The following is a 21,375-nucleotide window of genomic DNA, read 5'->3' as shown; positions in this document are numbered from 1 at the left end:
GAGGATTTACCACAACTCTTGAAACCAGAAATTTATACAGCTATTCAGGCAGAAAATTCAGTTTTTTATGAAGATTTGAACTCAAATGTAAGTTACTTAAATCGATTAATGGCTTTAAATATTAAGTTTAAGGGAGCCGATCAAATTTTAACCAAAGTGAATAATTTAACTTCCTCCTTAAACTTACAAGGGAGATCTCCTTTATTTGATCAGCGTATTGTAGACTTGAGTATGCAGATTCCCCCAGAATATAAACTCTCAGGAGTTGAAGAAAAAGCCGTTTTAAAACAAGCTGTGAAAGATCTTTTACCCGATGCAATTATTCATCGTCCAAAAAGTGGAATGATGGTTCCTGTACAGCTAGGGTTTCGGAAATATTGGCAAAAAGAAGCGAAAAGTTTGCTGTTAAATAAAAAGAGTCTAATTTCACCTTACTTGAATCAGTCTATGATTAAGGATTGGTTGAATTATCGAGGAGATACTTGGGGAAGATACGGGGTTAAATTGTGGTTACTGGCAAGTTTGGAGATGTGGTTACAGGTTCATAAAAAATAATAGGCTTAACCAAATGTATCAGAGGATTGATAGCGGATGTTGTTTTTCCGATCTGTTTCTTCTGAAAGGGAATAATCTGTTTCTTCTAAAATCGAATCATCTGTTTCTCTTAAACTCGGAGCATCAAAATTCAATGCTTGGTTAGCCAGACTTTGACTGAGAATGTGAATCAATTTTTGAGGATGAATAGATTCTAACTCGACAAAATTTACCTCTGTTAGCCATTTTAATTCATCTTCTCCTAAACTTTGCTGAATTTCTAATGGTAATTGTTCAGCTTGTTGTGCTGATTTTTCGGTCATTTTTACCCAAATACTTTTACCTTTAACTGCTAGAATTTGACGAGGTAATATTCCGATATCAATCATCGTAACATTACTATCTCTAAACCATTGATCGCTGGTTCGTAATTGATGTACGATACTTACTCCTTTAGGAGTACAATCATGCACTGCATAAACCCATAAATTCGGGTTGCGGCGTAGCATTTGCATCACAGTATTAAAAATATTTTGAGGATAGCCATCAATACTGAGAATCGCACAATTTTTTTCAAAGTGAAAGTTGTTAGCAATTAAAAATTGAGCAATATCAGCACTCTCACAAACAATTAATCGATCAAAGCTATAAGTGCTAACATCTGAGTTAATACTGACTTCTATTTTGTATTCGGGAGGAGGAAGTAATTTAACTATTTTACCATTAATTCTTTCCCATTCTTGTATCCAGATATCAAAATAGTTTTGAACAGCAGTATTTTCATAATTATTGATTTGACGAGTAGTGCGAACTTCACCCCGTTTACCTTCTTTGAGATCCGCTAAGTATACTGAAAAATTGGTTAGCATTGTTCGAGCTAACAATAAAGGTGCTGCCAGTAATGATATTATAATCCAAGGAAAAATACTTTTTTCTTCAAAACTTAACAACAGATTATAAATAGGATCTTGATAATACAAATATCCACGCATCATCAAAGTTCCTATCGTTAAAATGGTTAAATTGCTAAAAAATACTGTTCTTTTCTTGCGAAGCTGGCGATGATATCGATGTTCTTTTGGTGTGTTTAGGAAATCTGAATGAAATATGGGGAGTATAATTGCGTTGCTGATTAAAAATACTAGCCAAAAACTACCTATTGTCCAGTAATTGGTAAAGATAGAAATCAAGGTCAGTTTTTTGAAAACAGTCCATAAGATGACTTCAGCTAGAAGATTTAACCCAAGATAAACCCCAATCGCATTCTTTTGAGCAAGAAAGGAGTTGACATCTTCTATCATAAATACCTTGATATGTTTGACAGTTGGTTGAGGTTGAATCCCGCCAACAAAAGGTGATTGTGCTAATTTTCTGGATAAAAAATACTTAAAGTGTTTGGCTGTAAAGTAAAGCGTTTTATTTGCAGAAATTCGATCTATAGCATTCAAGAAAAAGGTATCGGTTAATTTTTGAGGACATTTACTATGTCTCCGGTAGTCAAACACAAATTGATGACGGCATTTCTTACAGCGACTCAATCCACTGGTCGTTCTTTCTCGGTATGTATTGTTAGTATTACAGTTAATACACTTCATAATTCAATTGCTCCTTTTTTACTATTTAAACTGAAGATCAAATTAACCAAAACTTTGAAAAACGTACAATGAATTATCTGAGTCTTCTACAAAAATAGAATCGCTACCTGCATTATTTAAACTTAAATCCCTTGTAATTCCTCGCTGAATAATTTGGATTAACTGTTGAGGCGGAAAAGATTCTAACTCGACAAAGTTTCCCGCGTCTAACCATTTTAATTCTTCCGGCGATAAACTCTGACGAACTTCTCTCGGGAGTTCGATAGAAGTTTTGGCTAAATTTGGAGAATATTCTATCAACATTCGCTGTTCATTGTCTAAGACTTGATGAGGTGTAATTCCTAAGTCAATAATGACCTGATTTGTATTTAAAAACCAGTTTTGGCTTGTGCGAAGATGATGAACTAAAGTCATCCCTTTTGGGGTACAATTATGTAACGCATAGACTTGTAAATCTGGATTTCGACGTAGCATTTCCATAGTGGTTTGAAAAATATTTTGAGGATATCCCGTGATACTGAGAATCGCGCAGTTATGTTCAAAGTGGAAATTATTTGCAATTAAAAATTGGGCAATTTCAGCCGTATCACACACAATTAATCTATCAAAACTATAGTTAATAATATCACGATTAACGGTTGCAGGTTGAAGACTTTGTTGGGGAAATGGCAAAAGTTTAGGGTAAGTTCCGTTAACATCTTGCCAACGACTTAACCACCCTTGAAATTCATGGTTATTAATGGCTAATTCTTGAGATAATCCTTTTTGAGAAGCCTGTTTAAATCCTAAATAAATTGATAGGAGTCCTAAAATCAGAACAGTACAGAAAATCGGAAAAGAGTTTAGAGTAAATAAACTTATCGGAATACCAGCAAATAAAATAATAAAACCAACAACTTTTAAGCTATGAGCAACAGATTTCCTGCTTTGATTATTTATTCTTTTTGATTTTGATTGATTAAATAAAAAGAAAATCCCCAAAGCGTGACCGATTAGATTAAAAATAGGCACAAATTTATCGATTATTAGATTAGCTATCAATCCTCCAGTAAGTATTGTAAATAATATTGTAAAAAATAGGTTGAAGAAGAAGTAAGCTTTCAAATAACCAAACATATTATTAGATGATTTACGTTTATAGCGTCTTTCTAATAAATAGAATAGTTGTTTTTTGGTGAAAAATAAAGTGCCATTAACAGAAATATCTTTGAGGGCATTTGCAAAAAAAGCATCAGTGATTTTCACTCTATTCATAGCAGTGACAAGATCACTGGTTGTAGCGATATTCCTAGCAGCAGGTTCAAAGGCAAAGGGAGAATTACACTCTTTGCATCGGCCTTGATTAGCAATTCTATCTTTTAAGTTGTTGTCAGTCCCACAGTGAATACATTTCATAATGAAAATTCCTCCAATAGAAAGATAATGAACTAAAACAATTGATTCGTGAGTAAAACGCTATAATCTTCTCGCTGACGAATTAACCGATGCTGTTGATTTTCGAGTAACACTTCCGCAGGTTTAGGACGATGTAAAAAATGAGAAGACATCGCATAACCATAAGCACCTACATCTAAAATCGCAATGATATCTCCAATTTCTAAGGCAGGAAGTTGACAATTTTTCCCTAAATAATCTCTCGAATAGGTGGTATTTCCGCAGACATCTGTTGTATATTTTTGATCGGGTTTTTCCTCCTTAAAACTGACAATTTCACGATAACCGCCATGAACAGAAGGGACGGAAAGATTGGCAACGGTTGTATCGACTCCGACAATCTGTTTTTCTCCTTGCCATTTTACCGCAACAACTTTCGCTAATAAAGTCGCACATCCGGCAATTGCAGCCCTTCCAGGTTCAATGATTAACTCAATTTTTCGGTTTAATTTTGTGATGGAATTCGTAATTTCTCGCCCAAATAACTCCCAGTCAAAAGCGACTCCATTATGTTGATAGGGATAGCCAAAACCCCCACCAAAGTCTAAATATTGCCAATCAGGTAACTGTTGGGAACAATGAATGATGGCATCAATAACTTGAGTAAAGGCTTTTGTGGCATTGGTTCCTGTTCCTCGATAAAAGTGTAAACCGCTTAATTTTAATCCAAATTTATGACAGATTTCAATGGCTGTGGGAAAGTCCTTCGGATGAACTCCAATGCGACTTTCTCCAGTTATTTCAGGTAAATTTAAGCGTAAACCTAGTTTAAAATAGTCTGGGTTTTCTGTTGTATTCTCTAACACTTCACAACATAATTTTAATTGCTCCAAACTATCTAAATTTAAGGTTTTTACACCCCAGTGAATCACTTGCTGCATTTCCTCCCGGTTTAAATTGCTACCTGAATAAACAATAGCATCAGGAGAAAAACCTGCTTTTAATCCTAAATAAATATCTCCGGGGGTGTTGGCGTGTAGTCCCCATCCTTCCGCTTGAAATATTTTCAGTAATGCAACATTTCCATTCGTTACACTCGCAAAGTGAAATTGAGTATTAGGATAGGGAAAAGCTTGACTAATCTGTTGAATAGTTTGGCGTAAATCATCCCCATTATAAACATACAACGGAGAACCATAAATCGTTAATAATTCTTGGGTTAGTTCCTGATAAAAAGGCAGAGTTAACATCTCGCTAATCATTGGTAATTTCCTGATAATTTTCAACTCAACATTAAATCCGTTTGATTTTTAAACCTTTGATAATAAATCCAGAGTTGACGCGGAAAGAAAAACGGATGATTAAAGGATTTTTTCTCGGCTTTTTCTCCTAAAATATGGACTCGCCAGAGTTGCCACATCATCAACAACCACAGCGTTTCACCGATACGTCTTCCTTGAATATTTGCCCCTAATTCTCCGCTAACAATTTGAACAGCAATTTGGGGATTAAAACAATGTTGTTCCTCCAATAAACCGGGATTTAACCAATTTCCTATTTGAAACCAAAAATCATTTAAACACCAAGAGGTTAAGGGAACACCCATTCCTCGTTTTTGTCGCCAAACAATTTCTGAAGGTAGCCAATTTTCAACCGCCCGTTTGAGAATATATTTTTCACAACTTCCTTGTAAACAAAGTTCTCCTGAGAGTTTAAACGTCCATTCTGTTAGGGCTAAATCACAAAAAGGCGATCGCACATTTAAACCATGATATAATGCTAAATGAGTTGCACGAGGATGGATATTTTGCGCCCCTTTTAACATTAATGTTGCCCGACGTAATCGATGTAAAAACGAGGGACAAAACGTTGGATCAAGTGCGTCTTTTATCCAGAGTTCAGGCTGTAAATTTTTGATTTTTTCATAAATTTTGGGTTGATAAACTTGGGCTTCATAGCCCCAGAGTCGATGAAAAGTGCGTAAATAGTTTTCAATAAAATCATCCTGTCCATAAACACTGGCTGCAATTAACGGTTTATTAGTCCAACCTGCAAAGAGTTGATCTCCTCCTTCCCCATTAAAAATAATTTGGGTGTCTTGACTGGCGGCTTGATTGAGTAAATATAAAGGAACAGTTACCCCATCACCAAAGGGTAAATCTAAGGCTTTTATAGTGGGAATAATTGCTTTTTTAACCGCATTTGGTGTAGCTTTTACTTTGACTAAAGGAATATTCAAAAATTCCGCAACTTTTTCAGCATAGGGATATTCAGAGATACCGACTGAACCAAAATCTAAAGTATAGGCGCGGACTTTTACCCCAGCTTGTACTAATAAAGCCGCAACAATGGAAGAATCAATCCCCCCAGATAAAAAAACTCCAACAGGTTCATCTTTTAAGTCATAAATTTGCTGTTTAATAGCATTTTTTAGTAACGTTTGGAGTTGAGAAACTGCCAGTGTTTCATCATTAATTTGTTCTGGATTTTCTTTCCATTGGTGAAGGGAATGAGATTGAGGTAAATCAATCATTTGATGATGTTTGTCTGCTTTCCAACTCAACTCGCTTCCCGCAGAAATAGCATGAATCTCTGTTACAGGAGTCAGGGGAGTCGGAACATAGGAAAAGCAACTATAACCATACAACCCCGATAGATTAATTTCAGGGTTTTCTAAAATAGATAAAAGGAGTTTGAACTGAGAAGAAAACCAAATAACCTCATTCAATTTTAGCCAATATAATGGCACTCGCCCAAAGGGTTCTCGTCCTAAAATTAAACGATAATTTCCCTCCAAACTCACCCAAACATCGGCAGAATGACTCAAACCGGATGCTGACAAACTTGCAATTTTTTCATCTATTTTGTTGGAACTTGATAAATGAACCACATTCCAAATAGGATAGCGATCATTTTGTTCGGGAAACCTTTTATGATGAAATTGAGGGAAAATTTTTTCTAACAACACTTCTAATTCCTGGCGATTTCCATAGCCCCAATATCCGACAAAATGACTCATATTGCTTATTTACCTCACTTCAAAGGTTTCCTCACTCAGTAAACGATCTTCTAAAAATATCTGCACAGTCCAAGTACCGGGTGTTGCCGTAGAACTAATATTATAACGACAGCGAGTTTCCCAAATAGAAGTCGTGATTTCTTGCGTTTGATATCGATTTTCTTTCACGATTTTACCATCAGGATCAATCCAATTACAAGAAAGATTGAGTTTTTTTCCAATCGGTGCATCCTGCAAGGTAACACGATAAACAATTTCTGAATTGGTTTGTCGAGAAATAGAACTGAACGGATTATTATCTAGTGCTAAAGTGATCTGATCTTGTTGGGCTTGAATTCTGGCAATGATGGAATTTTGATGCTGAAAAAATAGGATTGTTGATGCGATCGCTAACACAACAACTCCCGCCCCAGCAATTGCTATCCTTAGATTTCTTCTTTTTTCTACGCCGAGGGCTTGACGACGACGTAACTGAATCATCGCTTCATCTAGCAATTCTGGCGGTAAATTTAACTCCTGTAAAATTTCTTGGATTTGTTGGCGATCAAACTCAGCTTCCCGACGATTAGAAAGCTCTCCCACTTCAGCAATAACTTGCTGTAATTGTTCTTCTTTAAGTCGCTGGTTCATAGGATATCTTGAGCAAAATCTGCAACCATCTTAAATCTAGATTTTCAGAGGGGCTACTATCTATATCTTCAATATACCTAAATTTTATGAAATTATCCCGGCTCATTAACTGCTTTTAACCTAATTTTAATAGAACTTAACTCAAATCACTTGGGTATCTGCGATAAAGAGGTTACAATATTGATGAAATCGATTGTAAATATCAAGTCGGCTTTTCCCCTCATCATCCGTTAAAATCTGCGCTAAAATTACCTATGGACTGGCCTAAAATTTCTGTCGTTATTCCCACCTACAACCGTGAGGAAGCCCTACGCGAAACCTTAGTTGATGTTCTCAAACAAGACTATCCCCAGTTTGAAGTCTTAGTGGTTGATCAAACCCGTTCCCATCAAACCGAAACTCAAACCTATTTAGAAGAACTCGCAAATACAGCTAAAATTCAATGGTATCGTCTCGAATGGGCGAGTCTTCCTGGCGCCCGAAACTACGCAGTTCGACGTTCAACCGGAGACATTATTCTCTTTTTAGATGATGATGTTCAACTTCCAGAAAACTTTCTCAAAGCTCATGCTCGTAATTATATCGAAGCAGGAAACTCTACCCCTAAAAATATTGGTGCTGTCGCTGGACGAGTTTTTGATCGCATGAAATTAGGAGATTCTGGTGGAGATTTAACCATTGAAATCTTACCCCCTCAAGCCTCTGATCCGGGAATTGCTTGGTATTATATTGACTTAGTTCATACCATTAAACCGCAACAAGTCATTTCCGCACGAGGCTGTAATATGTCTTTTCGGCGAGAAATTTTTGACCAACATGGCTTACATTTTGATGAACGGTTTAAAGGAAGTGCTGTTCGTGAAGAATCAGATTTTTGTTTGCGACTGCGAAAAACAGGCTATGTTATTTGGTACGATCCTGAAGCACATTTAGTTCATTTAGGCGAAGAAGTGGGCGGTTGTCACGATATTAGTACCCGTTCGATGCAATATCAAATTACCTTCTATCATAATCACTTTTTTATGGGGTTAAAAAACCTGACAATTCCTGAATGTTTGCGTTTTTTTGCCAAGCTATTTGATTGTCACGTTCTCGGACATCCTCCTTGTAATAAAAGCGGTTCTCTGATTAAAGTTGTGACTCGATTTGGATTTTACACAATGGGATTTTTAAAAGCGGTTGTAACTCAAATTCAATCCCTGTGGAATCTAGGTCAAGTTTACACCCAACAAGATGAATTAGCCAAAAAATAAACGGTTGATTTTCAGCTTTTTTTTTCTCTTGAATCTCCTATGAAAATTCTAGTTGCTAGTCATACTTATATCGTTGATCTCAACCGGGAAAAATGGCGTGCTTTGGCGCATCTCACACCGGAAATAGAAGTCACCCTCGTTGTTCCCCGTCGTTGGAAACCGGGAGGTGTTCAAAACAAAATTATTGATTCAGAATATGTAGATGAAGGAACATTTAAAGTCGTTCCCGTTTCTAACTTCAGTCAAAATAATCAAGGCTTACTAACCTTTGGCTTAGATTTAATTCCGCTTCTCAAAACCTTTAAACCGAATATTATTCAAGTTGAACAAGGTTCAAAAGCGATTACCTATTCCCAGTTTATTACCTGCAATAAACTTTTAGGCTTAAAGGCTAAAAATGTCTTCTTTACTTGGTGGAATCTTCCCTATGAATTAAAATTTCCGATTTCTCTCCTAGAAGCTTATAACCTCAACAATACAGATGGAATAGTCGTCGGAAATCAAGACGGTGCAGACATTTTGCGACAACGAGGTTACAAAGGCGAGATGGAAGTCATGCCCCAACTAGGCGTAGATGAAAGTCTATTTAAACCCCATCCTCAACCCGAATTAAAAGCCGAATTAGGAATAAAACCTGATGAATTTGTAGTTGGGTTTGTCGGGCGGTTTGTCGAAGAAAAAGGACTGTTAACCTTAGTTGATGCTTTGTCAAAATTGCCAGAACTACCCTGGAAAGCGTTATTATTGGGGCGGGGAGAATTAAAACCACAAATTCTCGAAAAAGCCGCAGAATTAGGAATCAAAGAAAGACTCATCTTTGTAGAAAGCGTACCTCATGATGAAGTACAACGCTATATTAACGCGATGAACCTGTTAGTTTTACCCTCCGAAACCACCTACAAATTTAAAACCCTCACCGCAGTCGGATGGAAAGAACAATTTGGTCATGTATTAATCGAAGCAATGGCCTGTAAAGTTCCAGTTATTGGTTCAGACTCCGGTGAAATTCCTCATGTAATTGGAGAAGCGGGGTTAGTATTTCCCGAGGGAAAAGCAGAAGCATTAGGCGACTGTATACGTCAGTTAATGGAAAATCCTCAACAAGCGGAAAAATTAGCGCTCCGAGGCTATGAACGCGCTTTGAGAAGTTATACCAATCAAGCCTTAGCCGAGCAGTTAGTAAGATTCTATCAAAAATTGCTCTCCAACACCCGATAAATTCTTTTCTTCGTGTCTTGGTGTCTTTGTGGTGACTAGATTTGTGAAAATTAAAAGTGTCTCGTTTTTAGATACAATACAAACTATGTACCCCATGCGATCAAAACTCTGAGTGTGGCAAGTCCAAACCGCAAAACCATCCTACTTGACTTTGAAAAGCCTCTAGCCGAGCTAGAATCTCGCATAAACCAGATTCGCCAGTTAGCAGAGGAAAACGGCGTTGATGTCTCCGATCAAATCCATCAGTTAGAAGCCCGTGCGACTCAACTGCGACACGAGATATTTAGCACCCTGTCTCCCTCACAGCGACTGCAATTGGCTCGTCATCCTCGTCGTCCCAGTACCTTAGATTACATTCAAGCCATGAGCGAGGAGTGGGTCGAACTGCATGGCGATCGCTCCGGTTCCGATGATCCAGCCTTGGTGGGAGGAATTGGACGGTTAGCCGGACAACCTGTAGTCATGCTCGGTCATCAAAAAGGCCGCGATACCAAAGATAATGTGGCGCGTAACTTTGGCATGGCCGCACCAGGGGGCTACCGTAAAGCGATGCGGTTGATGGAACACGCGAACCGTTTTGGAATGCCGATTATTACCTTTATTGATACACCAGGGGCTTGGGCAGGAGTAGATGCCGAAAAACTCGGTCAAGGAGAAGCGATCGCTTACAACTTGCGAGAAATGTTTCGCCTCGATGTGCCGATCATCTGCACTGTCATCGGAGAAGGGGGTTCAGGGGGTGCATTAGGGATTGGCGTCGGAGAACGCTTGTTAATGTTGGAGCATTCGGTGTATACAGTGGCTTCTCCAGAAGCCTGTGCCGCGATTTTGTGGAAAGATGCCTCCAAAGCCCCACAAGCCGCCCAAGCCCTCAAAATTACCGCTCCAGATTTAAAAGATTTGGGGATTATTGATCGGATTGTACCCGAACCCGACGGCGGCGCCCATGCCAACCCCATCGAAGCCGCCGAACACCTCAAACAAGCCTTACTGGAATGTTTAGAGGAATTAATCAGTCTAAGCAGCCAGCAACGCCGAGAAATGCGCTATCAGAAATTCCGCCATATGGGGATTTTTGCCGAAGAACCTGTCTAACACCATCACCAGAATTTTGGGGCGATCGCTCCAGAAGATGGAATAGAGACTCCTAATAGTCAACGAGTCACCGCTTCTATATTCACAAAAGTTAGACCGATCTTGCTGATCCCTTCTGCTTAATCCTTCACCGTATCTTCTCGAAGAGATCGATTTAATCGGTATTTGGGAAAAACCTGAAGATGGTATACTATAAAAGTAACAAATCTTTACAACTTTCTCAGATTTGCCATTAACAGATTTGCTACAACATCCTCGACGTGAGGGCTACTGTATTCCAACAGTGGGTCATCCGTTCACCGCAAGCGAAAAGGCGGTGCGTGGCGTAGACTCGCGAACCGAGTCAAACGTAGCGGCAGGCTAAATCCTTGCCAGTCGCCTAATAGAGTTGCAGGAGTGGGGATCTAAAAACATGGTGAATAACCTAAACCAACAAATGTTTCAGATCTTAGCGAATGTAACAAAAGTTAGGGATACAGCTCAGTTCAAACTGAGCCAAGGTCTTTAGGGCATAATGACAGTGCCAAACGGCAATCCGTGAGTCATACGTTTTTGAACGTCAGCTCAAAATCTCCACGTTTTTGAACTGGAGAAATGTCAAATCCGTTCAGTCCAATCAGAGACTACTCAAACCGTCAATGACTTCTCCCATAGAACGACGTGCCTTAATTACAGGGGCAAGTAGTGGGATCGGTAAGGCAACAGCTCTTGCCTTTGCCAAAGCCGGAATTCATGTCGCCTTAGTCAGTCGATCTGAGGAACAATTGGAAACCATTGCTAAACTTGCACGGCAAGCCGGAGTAGAAGCCAATGGCTATGCTCTCGATCTAGCCAAAGTTGAGCAAGTGCATGAGCAGATCGACACTATTGCTGCTGCTTTCGGCCCTATAGATATCCTCGTTAACAGTGCGGGTATGGGCTACACTAGCCCCTTGGTTAGTACACCCCTAACCGAGTGGCAAAGAGTGTTAGACCTCAACCTCACCAGTGTCTTTCAGTGTATTCAAGGGGTTTTGCCAGGAATGCGCGAAAGAGCCAATGGAACAATTGTCAACGTTGTTTCCATTGGAGGACAACAAGTGTTTCCCCATTGGGGTGCTTACTGTGTTAGTAAGTTTGGCTTGATGGCCCTCTCCAAAGCTCTAGCGGCAGAAGAACGCCAAAACGGAATTCGGGTCACAGCCATTTGTCCAGGTGCCGTGAATACTCCCCTTTGGGATACCGAAACCGTTCAGGCTGACTTTGATCGCTCGGCGATGTTGACTCCAGAAATTGTCGCTGAGTCGATTTTACAGATTGTGATGTTGCCTCAACAAGCGGTGATCGAAGAATTAACCCTGATGCCGCATGGGGGAGCATTTTGATCCAGGTGAAAAGTCTATTTGAGATCAAATAGTCCTATTGTTCTTGTTTCTTGTTGTAAAGGTTTGTGGGTTCCTGGGTTTATAGCCCCTCAAAAACTCGCTAATTCCGTTTTTCCTCCACCGATTCCCATCGGGGGTTCCCAAACTACCGGATTTTTTTACATGACTATTGCTTCCAATGGAAATAGTTCCAAACCTGCAAATGTTTCGAGTCGCATCCAAAGCCGACCTGATCGCACGACTTCTAGCTCAAATGGTCATCCTGTTGAATACCAACCCCTCACGGAAGTCTCAGATGAACAAATGATGGAAGCCGTGCGAACCATGTTGCTTGGGGTAGGAGAAGATCCCGAACGCGAAGGTTTGTTGAAAACACCCAAACGAGTTGCTGAAGCCATGCGCTTCTTGACCAGTGGCTACAGTCAATCTCTAGAAGACCTCGTAAACGGGGCAATTTTTGATGAAGGTCACTCAGAAATGGTGTTAGTTCGAGACATCACCGTGTTTAGTATGTGCGAACACCATATGCTCCCCTTTATGGGCAAAGCCCACGTCGCCTATATCCCTAACCAAAAAGTCATCGGACTCAGTAAATTGGCTCGCATTGTGGAAATGTATGCTCGTCGTTTACAAGTTCAAGAACGCCTGACTCGTCAAATTGCAGAAGCAGTACAAGAAGTTCTCGAACCTCAAGGGGTAGCCGTTGTGATCGAAGCCAGCCATATGTGTATGGTGATGCGAGGAGTACAAAAACCCGGGTCTTGGACGGTGACCAGTGCGATGCTCGGAGTCTTCCAAGATGAACAAAAAACCCGTGAAGAATTCCTCAACTTAATTCGTCACCAATCCAGTTTCTAAATTTAGAAAACTCGTAAAATAGAGAAAATCAATTCTCAATTCCATCTTCTGTAGAGACGTGCAATGCGCGTCTCTTGTTTTATATGATGGGGAGCGATCGCTCCCGACTCAAGCGATAGGAAAAGCTCAACTTCCGGTTTCCTTGCTCCCGGCTGGAGATGTGAGATAATCGAAAAAAGCTGATGATTTCTAGAATCGGCTGGCAGCAGATCTAAATTCCATTTCCCCTGTTCAAAATATTAGGGGCGTGAGTTTAATCTGAGGGGGTGCGGGTTGTTATCCACTCACATTCCGCGATCGCTGAAACACATTCCATTGTACCCTGAAAAAATTTCAATCCTGAGATATGTCTAAACCGATTAAGTTTGGCACAGATGGCTGGCGAGGTGTCATTGCTGATGATTTTACCTTTGAACGGGTCGCTTTAGTTGCTCCTCTGGCTGCTCAAGTCTTAGAAGAAATCTATGGTCATAACGCTGCTAGTCGCACGGTATTTGTAGGATATGATCGACGCTTTTTGGCTGAAGAATTTGCTCTAGTTGCAGCTCAAGCGATTCAAGCGGCCGGATATGATGTTAAACTCAGTCAAGGCTACGCGCCGACTCCGGCTTACAGTCTCGTTGCTCACCAACAACAGGCTTTAGGGGCGGTGGTTCTGACAGCTAGCCATAATCCCGGTAAATATTTAGGTTTAAAAGTTAAGGGTGCATTTGGAGGGTCGGTTGGCCCAGACGTAACGCAAGAAATAGAAGCAAGACTCGATCTACCTCAACTCAAAGCAGACATTCCCGGAACATTAGAGTCTTTTGATCCTTGGCCTGCTTATTGTGAAACGTTACAATCAAAGGTTGATATTGAGGCGATTAAAACAGCGATTAATCAGGGTAAATTGACCGTTTTTGTTGATGTGATGCACGGTGCCGCTACGGGGGGTTTAGCTCGAATTTTAGGCGATTCCGTTAGAGAAATTAACAGCAATCGTGATCCGTTATTTGATGGCGGTGCGCCGGAACCATTACCTAAATATATTCCTGAATTGTTCCGTCAAATTAAAACCCATAAACGTTCTCAAGACAGTTTAGCGGTGGGGTTTGTATTTGATGGCGATAGCGATCGCGTCGCTGCGGTGGATGGGGAAGGAAATTTCTTGAGTTCTCAAATTTTGATTCCCATTTTAATCGAACATTTAGCCACTCGTCGAGGTTTTGGTGGAGAAATTGTCAAAACTGTAAGCGGATCTGATTTGATTCCTCGGATTGCCAAATTGTACGATTTATCCTTGTATGAAACACCGATTGGTTATAAATATATTGCCGATCGGATGTTGTCTTCTCAAGTGTTAGTCGGGGGTGAAGAATCTGGTGGGGTTGGTTATGGCGTTCATATACCGGAACGAGATGCTTTACTATCGGCTTTGTTCCTGTTAGAAGCTATCGTTCAGTCGGGAGAAGATCTCAGCCAAATTTATCGCCGTCTTCAAGACAAAGTTGGATTTTCTTCGGTGTATGATCGGATTGATTTACCTTTGGCGAGTATGGAGGTACGATCGCGTTTAGTCGAACAATTAGAAAATAATCCTCCCAAAGAAATCGCTGGACAAGCAGTGACAGATTGTTTAACAGTGGATGGTTATAAGTTCCGTTTGGCTGATGATCGTTGGCTATTAATTCGCTTTAGTGGAACTGAACCTGTTTTACGTTTATATTGTGAAGCAGCCGATAAAAAACAGGTGAATCAAACCCTTTCTTGGGCGAAAGATTGGGCGAGTAGCTGTTCGTAAATGTTCGCTTCAGAAGACAGTAAACAGGTTAAAAGTTAGAGGTTTGATCATGTCCGATTAATCAATGATTTTGTAGGGGCGGGTTCTGTAATATCTGTAATATTCATCAGAGATTGAAGTGAACCCGCCCCATCCCTACAAGAGAATTAATCAAGCGAACATGGTATTAAAGGTGATTACAAGGGCGGGTTGATAGAGGTGATTGCTGAGAAACATTAATCTGGGTGGAACCCGCCCCTACGCTGATGACTAATAACGGGTTGGGCGGGTTAATAGAGGTGATTGCTGAGAAACATTAATCTGGGTGGAACCCGCCCCTACGCTGATGACTAATAACGGGTTGGGCGGGTTGATAGAGGTGATTGCTGAGAAACATTAATCTGGGTGGAACCCGCCCCTACGCTGATAATGGTTCACTATGAAAAATCAATTTACTTGGGATTTTTGGTATCTCTACGAACCGGAAAAACGACTGTATCACGTTTATTTACTGTCGGCTGATTGGCAATATAAACAAATAGAAACTCATCATCTTTATTCTCAGCTAACCTACGCCATAACTTTGGATTTTCAAAGCTTTAAAATACAAAAGAAAAATATCATTGACTGTCACGAAAATCAATCGATTTGGACAGGTTGCACCGTTAAAAATTATCCCAGAAATTACTTGATGTTCTATACCGAACGTCAAACCGAAGGAGATTATTTCGCCGTTCAAACAATTAAATTAGCTCAATCTAATGATTTGAATAATTGGATGATTGATCGGAATTTTAGCCTTTCTCCTCAAGAGATTGATCCAGAGTTTCGCTATTTTATTAGAACCCAAAACCCCTCAGATAGAACCGCTCATGCTTGGCGCGATCCTTATATTTTTAAGGTTGAAAATTGTTATTATATGTTAGTAGCGGCTAAACATATCATTAATGAAAACCATCCTCAACATAAAAATGCTTGTATTGCGTTACTCAAAGCCGATGAGAATAATTTAAAACAATGGGAGTTAGTTCATCCGAGTTTAATAACGGGATATGAAGAATTAGAACTTCCTCAACTTTATCGCCATGAACCGACAAACGAAGTAATACTATTAGTCTCAACTTGGGATGAACGAGATTATCAACGGAGTCTAGAACAGGGTAAAATTTATCGAGAACAAGGTCAACTGTTAGCATTTTCAGCAGCAAGTCTAGAAGCCGCTTTAGCCGGAAAGTTTAATCAACCCCCTCAAATCATTCTCGGAGAAAGTGGAAGTATTCAAGCCTCTATTTATGGCGGTGTTTGGATATCGGAACTGAAAGCAATTGTGGGTTTTGACTTGAAACAGGGGGGGTATCAAGTGATAAACTCAGAGTTACCAAGTCTTTGTCAAGATCTCGTTTATCTCAACTCAGAAACTCGTCAATTGAGAGAACTTCGTTAAATCACAACAAGATTAAACCGATGATTAAAACTTTAGTGGTAGCCACAGGTAATCCGGGAAAACTGGAAGAAATCAAAGCTTATTTATCTGAGTTGGATATAGAATTACAACTCAAACCCGATGAAATAGAAGTCGAAGAAACAGGGGAAAGCTTTATCGAAAATGCTTGCTTAAAAGCCTCAGAAGTCGCTAAAGCCACCAAACAATGGGCGATCGCAGATGACTCGGGTTTAACGGTGGATGCGCTTAATGGTGCGCCTGGAGTCTATTCTGCCCGTTATGGGGCGACAGATAGCGATCGCATCCAACGAGTTTTGCGGGAACTCGGCGACTCAACCCACCGCAAAGCCGCCTTTGTTTGTGCCATTGCGATCGCCCGTGCCGATGGTTCGATCGTGTTAAACCTAGAAGGCATCTGTCCCGGAGAAATTTTGGAGACTCCCCAAGGTGATGGGGGGTTTGGATACGATCCCATTTTTTATGTTCCGACAGAACAAAAAACCTTTGCCCAAATGTCACCGGAACAGAAGCAGTTGATCTCTCATCGGGGCCAAGCTTTCAAAGTGTTGCTTCCCCAACTGCAAGAACTCCTCAAACAACCTTTACAGTGAACAGTAACCAGTGTTGTAGGGGTAATTGATCAATTACCCCTAAAGTTTACAGTTTTTTTTCACCGATAACGTAGTCCTCAAGGGACTTAGGCTGGTCAGCTACCTAAAAAGAGAAGCATGATGCCCCGTCTCTTTAGAGCGGGGTGCTGACTGTTAGATAGCTTCTTGGTTCTTTTCTCCAGTCCGAATGCGGATAATTTGCTCAACAGGAGAGATAAAGATTTTACCATCCCCAATTTCACCTGTACGGGAGGCGGCGATGATTTTATCAACGACTATATCGACTTGATCGTTTTCGACGACGATCTCAACCTTGAGTTTTTGCAGGAACTCAACCGTATACTCAGAACCCCGGTAGCGTTCGGTCTGGCCTTTTTGTCGTCCAAACCCTCTAACTTCTGAAACCGTCATCCCGACGATACCCGCATTGACGAGGGCAATTTTAACTTCATCGAGCTTGAATGGCCGGATAATCGCTTCTATCTTTTTCAATGTACTTCACTCCTAATGTTTTCTACTTGATTTAGCGTGACATATGCTTGATATCACCGCCCGATCAAAAATATTCGTAACATATGATACACTATGTGCTATAATCCAGTATCAATAGTACGACACCTTGAAAGATTTTGAGGGAACTCGTCTAAACAGTACAACAAATCGACACAGGTAAGATGCTACCTTCAGATAAGGTAACTCAGACTGACACCGAATGAAAGCTGAGAAGCTGAAAATAACCTAAACAAATTCACCAAACGATCCAACAACTTCTAGAATTAATAGAAGCTTGAGCTTTTGTTTGTTTTCATAAAAAATACCGAAGATTTGTGTAAAATCTTGTTAAAAATAGCACAATAAAAAATACAGAAGGATTATTACTATTATTAGAATAGTAGCTTTATCTCAAAATTGGAACAAATAGAGAGGAAAACCTGTGCAACTGAGAACTCAAGTAGCAGCAAAACGCGCAACGGGTGCCTTTGCTCTGATGGACAGCCTAAAACGTCACGGAGTAGAGCATATATTTGGTTATCCCGGTGGAGCCATTCTGCCGATTTATGATGAACTCTATCGTTTTGAAGCCGGAGGCGATCTCAAGCATATTCTCGTCAGACATGAGCAAGGGGCAGCTCATGCGGCGGATGCTTACGCTCGGGCGACAGGTCGAGTTGGAGTTTGCTTTGGAACATCAGGTCCTGGGGCGACTAATTTAGTCACAGGAATTGCCACCGCTCATATGGACTCCATTCCATTAGTCGTGGTCACCGGACAAGTCTCTCGCAAAGCCATTGGGACAGATGCCTTTCAAGAAACAGATATTTTTGGGATTACCCTACCGATTGTCAAACATTCCTACTTAGTCCGCGACCCGAAAAAAATGGCGGCGATTGTTGCTGAAGCCTTCCATATTGCCAGTACAGGAAGACCTGGCCCTGTGTTAATTGATGTTCCCAAAGATGTCGGTTTAGAGGAATTTGATTATATTCCCGTTAATCCTGGGGAAGTTTCTCTGACGGGATACCGACCAACGGTTAAAGGCAATATGCGCCAAATTAACCAAGCGATCGCCCTAATTCGCAAAGCCGAACGTCCCTTATTGTATATTGGCGGAGGCGGGATTTCTGCCAACGCTCACGCCGAAATTCACGAACTTGCCGAACTGTTCCAAATTCCGGTGACAACGACGTTAATGGGGAAAGGCGCGTTTGATGAAAATCACCCCCTGTCTGTGGGAATGTTGGGGATGCACGGCACCGCTTATGCTAATTTTGCCGTCAGTGAATGTGATTTGTTGATTGCTGTCGGGGCGAGATTTGATGATCGCGTCACAGGGAAACTGGAAGAATTTGCCTCTCGCGCCGAAGTGATTCATATTGATATTGATCCGGCGGAAGTCGGGAAAAACCGCGCCCCCGAAGTTCCGATCGTGGGAGATGTCAGACAGGTTTTAGTGGATTTGTTGCGTCGATGTCGGGAAACGGGAGAACCTGCACCCCAGACTCAAACTCAAGCTTGGTTAGATCGGATTAACCGTTGGCGCGAAGATTATCCCCTAGAAGTTCCTCTGTATCCTGATAGTCTTTCTCCCCAAGAGGTGATTTCTGAACTGGGGAAAATGGCGCCTGATGCCTACTACACGACGGATGTGGGTCAGCATCAAATGTGGGCTGCTCAATACTTGAAAAATGGGCCGCGTCAGTGGATTTCTAGCGCCGGTTTAGGAACAATGGGTTATGGACTGCCGGCGGCGATGGGTGCAAAAGTTGCTCTACCGGATCACGAAGTAATTTGTATTGCTGGAGATGCCAGTATACAGATGAATATTCAAGAGTTGGGAACCCTGATGCAGTACGGGATTCATGCCAAAACCGTGATTATTAACAATGGTTGGCAGGGAATGGTACGCCAGTGGCAGCAAACGTTTTATGGGGAGCGCTATTCTTCCTCAAATATGGAATTGGGAATGCCCAATTTTGTCAAGCTAGCCGAGGCTTATGGGGTTAAGGGAATGTCAGTCACTCATCGTGATCAACTACATGAGGCGCTGGCGGAAATGCTGGCTTATGATGGCCCGGTATTGATGGATGTACGAGTGCGTCGAGATGAAAACTGTTATCCGATGGTGGCACCCGGAAAGAGTAATGCTCAAATGTTGGGACTACCCGAACGCAAAAAGTTAGAACAAGCGGCAGAATTAGTGTATTGCAGCAATTGTGGTACCAAGAATGTTGCTAGCAATCATTTTTGTCCAGAATGTGGCACCAAATTATAGGGCGACTCTCAAGCAAGAGGCAGTTTACAGTTTACAGTTTACAGTGACCCGTTATCAGGAACTGTCAGGTGTCAGGTGTAGGGGCGGGTTCCGAGTAAATTTCTGTCTTCTCATAAATAACTTCTATGAACCCGCCCTTCCAGTCATTACCACCTCCTGTCCTCCCGACTTCGGGGCGGGTTTATATCGGTTGTCTGTGGGAAAACATAGATTAATTTGGAACCCGCCCCTACTGGGGTTTAGGGCGGGTTTATATCGGTTGTCTGTGGGAAAACATAGATTAATTTGGAACCCGCCCCTACATCACTGGCCACTGTAAACTATTTCCTAAAATTTATGGATGAAGGCGTTATCAAATATCACTGTCACTGGCTGAAAGATGAACCGATTAGCTGTGATGTTATTCAAGATTTAATGCAATGGCGCGATGATCTCTATGCTTTGGGTTTAATTGGCGTTTATGATAATGGGATTGGATTTGGTAATATTAGCATTCGGTTGAAAGATTCTCGAGAATTTATTGTTTCTGGGACTCAAACCGGACATTTACCAAAGCTTCAACCCGAACATTACACCCGAGTTTGTGCGTTTAATTTAACTGAAAATTCCCTCACGTGTCAAGGGCCGATTAAAGCCTCTTCAGAGTCTCTGACTCATGCCGCAATTTACAGTTTTAACTCTAAAATCAATGCGATTATTCATGTTCATCATCCCGAATTTTGGCGAACCTTATTATTTCAGGTTCCTACAACTCGCCCAGAAGTTCCCTATGGTACACCCCAAATGGCAGAGGAAATGTTTCGTTTATTTCAACAACAAGATTTAACCCATCAAAAAATTCTCGTGATGGCCGGACATGAAGACGGAGTATTAACCTTTGGGGAAAGTTTAGCAGAAGCGGCGGAGGTCTTATTTCAGTATTGGAAACGGTGATCAATGATCTCACGACTTCTGCTAGAACCGGTCGGAAAAAAGGGGTTGATTTCCGAGCCGATTTTTGGTATGATTGTAGGTAAGTTAAATAATGGGATGTTTGAAAAAATAAAATTTTAGGCAATATTTCCATTATAAGATAATCATACCTGGTTTTCGCCAAAGTTGTCAACCCCCTAACCCCAAAAAAGGACAAATTTCATAAGTTTTTTAAATATTTTTTGTGAAAATAGTTTTAATCTTCAAAACTAAATCGAAAATTCTCAAATTTTTATTGAAAATAATTCCTAAAAAGTTGACGACAGTATAGGGGTTCTGCTACTCTTAAGAAGAACTCACCCAAGGGCTTCTAGTGTCTTGAAGCAAAAATAGCGGCTGAAACCCTGATTATTAGGTTAATTGTCAGCATTTCCGGACTAAGTTTTGGCAGGCGCGATGCACGAGTTTTTGAGAGAGCAGCAAGGGTTGCAAATCAGCCTCTTGACAAAATGCACAAAATAACAGGTAGGGTGGGTGAGAGGATTAAAGATTCTCATTTCTACTGTCAATTCAGGGGTGATCGCGTACCCTCAGATTTTAGGGCGGGTTGATTAAAATGGAGGATCACAGATGTCGGTTTTGTTAGAAGCCACTCAACTAACAATGAAAAAAATTAGTATTATTTTTGCGTTTTTGGGACTAATTTTTTTATTTAGCCTAAATTTGGGGGTGGACTCAAATCCGGAAGCAACGCTAGAGTTACCCTCAATTATAGGCGATCGCATGGTACTTCAGCAACAAACCGATGTCAACCTTTGGGGATGGGATAAACCGGGTAATACTGTCACGGTAAAATTTAGAGGTCAGGAAGTACAAACCCCCGTTGAAGTAGACGGGAAATGGCAAGTGAAAATTCCCAGTGGCGAGGCGGGGGGG

General features: G+C 40.9%; 19 protein-coding genes. 13 read left to right on the top strand and 6 right to left on the bottom strand.

All coding sequences use genetic code 11. The features are described 5' to 3' along the window. On the top strand, positions 1-555 hold a 555-nt coding region (locus WN50_RS00535), incomplete at its 5' end, for an asparagine synthase-related protein (protein WP_049557362.1). A gap of 5 nt (positions 556-560) precedes the next feature. Here WN50_RS00535 and WN50_RS30725 read toward each other — a convergent pair. Genes WN50_RS30725 through WN50_RS00510 form a run of 5 tightly spaced genes read right to left on the bottom strand, consistent with a single transcriptional unit; the run spans position 561 to position 7,152 of the window. Continuing rightward, positions 561-2,129, bottom strand: a complete 1,569-nt coding sequence (locus WN50_RS30725; RefSeq protein ID WP_152964657.1) for a toprim domain-containing protein — start codon at positions 2,127-2,129, stop codon at positions 561-563. A 42-nt stretch (positions 2,130-2,171) separates the two neighbouring features. Then, the gene (locus tag WN50_RS00525; protein WP_049557359.1) at positions 2,172-3,524 is read right to left on the bottom strand and encodes a toprim domain-containing protein; all 1,353 of its coding nucleotides are present in this window, start codon (positions 3,522-3,524) and stop codon (positions 2,172-2,174) included. Positions 3,525-3,556: 32 nt separating this feature from the next. Further along, on the bottom strand, positions 3,557-4,765 hold the full coding sequence (locus tag WN50_RS00520; protein WP_046276679.1) for a diaminopimelate decarboxylase family protein: 1,209 nt from the start codon (positions 4,763-4,765) through the stop codon (positions 3,557-3,559). A 20-nt stretch (positions 4,766-4,785) separates the two neighbouring features. Further along, positions 4,786-6,522: an asparagine synthetase B family protein gene (locus WN50_RS00515; RefSeq protein WP_046276680.1), complete on the bottom strand. Its 1,737-nt coding sequence runs from the start codon at positions 6,520-6,522 to the stop codon at positions 4,786-4,788. A 9-nt stretch (positions 6,523-6,531) separates the two neighbouring features. Next, entirely contained in the window at positions 6,532-7,152 is a 621-nt protein-coding gene (locus WN50_RS00510) for a DUF3859 domain-containing protein (protein ID WP_046276681.1), read from the bottom strand. A 254-nt stretch (positions 7,153-7,406) separates the two neighbouring features. Here WN50_RS00510 and hpsN point away from each other — a divergent pair, with 254 nt between their 5' ends. The 9 genes from hpsN (at position 7,407) to rdgB (ending at position 16,754) form a co-directional block, all read left to right on the top strand. Continuing rightward, positions 7,407-8,405: a hormogonium polysaccharide biosynthesis glycosyltransferase HpsN gene (hpsN, locus tag WN50_RS00505; RefSeq protein WP_046276682.1), complete on the top strand. Its 999-nt coding sequence runs from the start codon at positions 7,407-7,409 to the stop codon at positions 8,403-8,405. Positions 8,406-8,444: 39 nt separating this feature from the next. Continuing rightward, positions 8,445-9,623, top strand: a complete 1,179-nt coding sequence (gene hpsO / locus WN50_RS00500; RefSeq protein WP_046276683.1) for a hormogonium polysaccharide biosynthesis glycosyltransferase HpsO — start codon at positions 8,445-8,447, stop codon at positions 9,621-9,623. A gap of 114 nt (positions 9,624-9,737) precedes the next feature. After that, complete coding sequence (accA, locus tag WN50_RS00495) at positions 9,738-10,718, top strand: acetyl-CoA carboxylase carboxyl transferase subunit alpha (RefSeq protein ID WP_046276684.1); 981 nt, start codon at positions 9,738-9,740, stop codon at positions 10,716-10,718. Between the two features lie 226 nt (positions 10,719-10,944). After that, positions 10,945-11,082 carry a hypothetical protein gene (locus tag WN50_RS34500; protein ID WP_160315327.1) on the top strand — a complete coding sequence of 46 codons (138 nt, stop codon included), beginning with the start codon at positions 10,945-10,947 and terminating at the stop codon, positions 11,080-11,082. Positions 11,083-11,356: 274 nt separating this feature from the next. Further along, a complete protein-coding gene (locus WN50_RS00490; RefSeq protein WP_046276685.1) occupies positions 11,357-12,082 on the top strand; it encodes an SDR family oxidoreductase in 726 nt (241 codons plus the stop codon). A 162-nt stretch (positions 12,083-12,244) separates the two neighbouring features. Further along, the gene (gene folE, locus WN50_RS00485; RefSeq protein WP_046276687.1) at positions 12,245-12,940 is read left to right on the top strand and encodes a GTP cyclohydrolase I FolE; all 696 of its coding nucleotides are present in this window, start codon (positions 12,245-12,247) and stop codon (positions 12,938-12,940) included. 346 nt (positions 12,941-13,286) lie between these two features. Then, the gene (locus WN50_RS00480; protein WP_046276686.1) at positions 13,287-14,720 is read left to right on the top strand and encodes a phosphoglucomutase/phosphomannomutase family protein; all 1,434 of its coding nucleotides are present in this window, start codon (positions 13,287-13,289) and stop codon (positions 14,718-14,720) included. Between the two features lie 418 nt (positions 14,721-15,138). Beyond that, a complete protein-coding gene (locus tag WN50_RS00475) occupies positions 15,139-16,143 on the top strand; it encodes a glycoside hydrolase family protein (RefSeq protein WP_049557353.1) in 1,005 nt (334 codons plus the stop codon). Positions 16,144-16,163: 20 nt separating this feature from the next. Next, the gene (gene rdgB, locus WN50_RS00470) at positions 16,164-16,754 is read left to right on the top strand and encodes an RdgB/HAM1 family non-canonical purine NTP pyrophosphatase (protein WP_046280848.1); all 591 of its coding nucleotides are present in this window, start codon (positions 16,164-16,166) and stop codon (positions 16,752-16,754) included. Between the two features lie 153 nt (positions 16,755-16,907). Here the strand turns inward: rdgB and WN50_RS00465 are convergent, their stop codons facing one another. Next, a complete protein-coding gene (locus tag WN50_RS00465; protein ID WP_046280758.1) occupies positions 16,908-17,246 on the bottom strand; it encodes a P-II family nitrogen regulator in 339 nt (112 codons plus the stop codon). A gap of 442 nt (positions 17,247-17,688) precedes the next feature. On the opposite strand from WN50_RS00465, the gene ilvB reads away from it, so the two are divergent. From ilvB to WN50_RS00450, 3 genes are all read left to right on the top strand, one after another. Next, the gene (gene ilvB / locus WN50_RS00460; protein ID WP_046280759.1) at positions 17,689-19,527 is read left to right on the top strand and encodes a biosynthetic-type acetolactate synthase large subunit; all 1,839 of its coding nucleotides are present in this window, start codon (positions 17,689-17,691) and stop codon (positions 19,525-19,527) included. 336 nt (positions 19,528-19,863) lie between these two features. Next, on the top strand, positions 19,864-20,460 hold the full coding sequence (locus WN50_RS00455) for a class II aldolase/adducin family protein (RefSeq protein ID WP_046278344.1): 597 nt from the start codon (positions 19,864-19,866) through the stop codon (positions 20,458-20,460). A 609-nt stretch (positions 20,461-21,069) separates the two neighbouring features. Then, positions 21,070-21,375: hypothetical protein (locus WN50_RS00450; RefSeq protein WP_049557346.1), on the top strand; the 306-nt coding region annotated here is incomplete at its 3' end.

It is taken from the genome of Limnoraphis robusta CS-951, assembly GCF_000972705.2.
This window is presented reverse-complemented; position numbering and strand designations above follow the sequence as displayed.

Coding starts and splice junctions, on each gene's coding strand:
- WN50_RS30725 (WP_152964657.1), bottom strand. CDS start 2,129: ATGAAGTGTATTAACTGTAATACTAACAATACATACCGAGAAAGAACG.
- WN50_RS00525 (WP_049557359.1), bottom strand. CDS start 3,524: ATGAAATGTATTCACTGTGGGACTGACAACAACTTAAAAGATAGAATT.
- WN50_RS00520 (WP_046276679.1), bottom strand. CDS start 4,765: ATGATTAGCGAGATGTTAACTCTGCCTTTTTATCAGGAACTAACCCAA.
- WN50_RS00515 (WP_046276680.1), bottom strand. CDS start 6,522: ATGAGTCATTTTGTCGGATATTGGGGCTATGGAAATCGCCAGGAATTA.
- WN50_RS00510 (WP_046276681.1), bottom strand. CDS start 7,152: ATGAACCAGCGACTTAAAGAAGAACAATTACAGCAAGTTATTGCTGAA.
- hpsN (WP_046276682.1), top strand. CDS start 7,407: ATGGACTGGCCTAAAATTTCTGTCGTTATTCCCACCTACAACCGTGAG.
- hpsO (WP_046276683.1), top strand. CDS start 8,445: ATGAAAATTCTAGTTGCTAGTCATACTTATATCGTTGATCTCAACCGG.
- WN50_RS00490 (WP_046276685.1), top strand. CDS start 11,357: ATGACTTCTCCCATAGAACGACGTGCCTTAATTACAGGGGCAAGTAGT.
- folE (WP_046276687.1), top strand. CDS start 12,245: ATGACTATTGCTTCCAATGGAAATAGTTCCAAACCTGCAAATGTTTCG.
- WN50_RS00480 (WP_046276686.1), top strand. CDS start 13,287: ATGTCTAAACCGATTAAGTTTGGCACAGATGGCTGGCGAGGTGTCATT.
- WN50_RS00475 (WP_049557353.1), top strand. CDS start 15,139: ATGAAAAATCAATTTACTTGGGATTTTTGGTATCTCTACGAACCGGAA.
- rdgB (WP_046280848.1), top strand. CDS start 16,164: ATGATTAAAACTTTAGTGGTAGCCACAGGTAATCCGGGAAAACTGGAA.
- WN50_RS00455 (WP_046278344.1), top strand. CDS start 19,864: ATGGATGAAGGCGTTATCAAATATCACTGTCACTGGCTGAAAGATGAA.